At 23.9% G+C, this 1,744-nt stretch carries 3 protein-coding genes and 1 pseudogene; 3 read left to right on the forward strand and 1 reads right to left on the reverse strand.

The genetic code is table 11. The annotated features are described in order from the left end of the window. The 3 genes from HMPREF0216_RS13995 to HMPREF0216_RS14005 form a co-directional block, all read left to right on the forward strand. Window positions 1-192, forward strand: a 192-nt coding sequence (locus HMPREF0216_RS13995; RefSeq protein WP_005215545.1) for a sigma factor-like helix-turn-helix DNA-binding protein, incomplete at its 5' end; no start/stop codon positions are given. Window positions 193-348: 156 nt separating this feature from the next. Further along, window positions 349-543, forward strand: a complete 195-nt coding sequence (locus HMPREF0216_RS14000) for a BhlA/UviB family holin-like peptide (RefSeq protein WP_005215547.1) — start codon at window positions 349-351, stop codon at window positions 541-543. Window positions 544-656: 113 nt separating this feature from the next. Continuing rightward, window positions 657-1,316, forward strand: coding sequence for a hypothetical protein (locus HMPREF0216_RS14005; protein ID WP_005215549.1), 660 nt, complete (start codon window positions 657-659; stop codon window positions 1,314-1,316). A 53-nt stretch (window positions 1,317-1,369) separates the two neighbouring features. Here the strand turns inward: HMPREF0216_RS14005 and HMPREF0216_RS17410 are convergent. Next, a pseudogene (locus tag HMPREF0216_RS17410) lies at window positions 1,370-1,744 on the reverse strand (hypothetical protein); the annotation flags it as partial.

Raw genomic sequence — 1,744 nt, forward strand, 5'->3', positions numbered from 1 at the left:
CACTACTTTATACTAACACCAAATATACTTAATGAATCTGAAAAAAATATACTTAAATTATTTTTTGTTGAAAATTTCTCAATATCTGAAATTTCAAAATTGATGAATGTTTCTAGGCAAGCAATTAATCAAAATAAAAATAGAGCTATAAAAAAATTGAAATATATAGTTGCTGATTATATCTATTCATAATATAAATTATTTTTATAAAAATCTCATAGTTAATAACAATAAAATTATATTATATATTTTTAGTTATATAATAAATATTACTCTTAAAGACGTTGATATATGCACCTTAAAAATATGCTTAATCATAATTACTTTGTAGTTTAAGGGGGTGAAATTATGAATAATGAATTGTTTAATTTTCTAACTTCTCAAGGAATATTTGCTTTATTGTTTAGCTATCTTTTGCTATATGTTTTAAAACAAAATCAAATTCGTGAAGAAAATTATCAAAAAATAATCCAACAGCTTAGTAATACTCTTCCTGAAATGCAAAATGACTTGGAAGATATAAAAAATCAAATCTTTAAATAGTACATAAAATATAACCTGTATAATAAATATTATAAAAAGTCTATTCTGCAGGTTTTTTATATTTTTTAATATTTTTACATCCAACCTTAAAATTTAATGAATGGAGAATTAAAATGAAAAACAATAAAGAATTTATGGAGATTTATACAGCTAAAAAAGAACCAAAAGAAATGAGATCATTAATATATGCCTTAATTATTATTTCTAATGTTTTTAATTTTCTTGTATTTTTATTTTATCAATTTATTCTTGGTAAAGATATTAGCTTAACGACTAATCAACAAGGAGTTTTGGATATGTTAAAAAACTATTTTATCATTATGATTCCTTATAATTTAATTTCTTTAATTTTATACATTTTCCCTAAAAAACTAGAATTTTTGATGGAATTATATATATCTATAACTTTTGTTGGAAGTTCGATTTTATATTTCTGCATTTCTATGCTAATATTTATAACAGAATTAAATATATCAGAAGCGATTATAGTAATTATTTTAAGCATAACCATATATATATTCTTAGTTCTTGCTATAATAAGAAATATTAAAAATAAAATGAGAAATGGATTAAAAAAAGTTAACATTGATAAGAGATTAGTATCCGTTTTTACTTCTTTCTGTATAGCTTTAGGAATTATAGCTTCAAAAAAAACTGACCCATATTTTTTAACACCTGCCATAGTATTTCTAATGCTATCTTATTTACTTACACCTACCATACCAGGATTTCATAAATTTTATTTAATTGTTAAAGAAAAAAGAAAACTTTAAAAGTACTACTAAGAATATAAAATCTTTATTAACTTTACTTAATTTGGCTATATTTAAAATAGGAATAATTCATCAAATACAAGTTCAAACATTTCTTTAAGGTTTTCCTTTAATTCAATTTCAGTTAATATTTTTCCAGATATATATCCGATAAACGCACCTATAATACCTCCAACTATAGCAGCAACAAGTGGAAATTGTGGTGCAACTGCTTGTCCTAGAGCACCACCAAAAATGCCTGAAACATATGATATAGCACTATTTTGAATAACACAAGCAGCTAGAGCTGAAGCGTACTCTGCATTAGATTGTATTTCTCCAGCCTCTTCCATTGCTATAAGGTCTTGGAATGATCCTACGGCTATACCAGCAGCAAAGAACATATCATCAAGTGTTTTAAGGAAGTTTGGTGTTAGTATAAAGTAGTG

The sequence above is a fragment of the Clostridium celatum DSM 1785 genome, assembly GCF_000320405.1.
In the GTDB taxonomy this organism is placed as follows: Bacteria; Bacillota; Clostridia; order Clostridiales; family Clostridiaceae; genus Clostridium; species Clostridium celatum.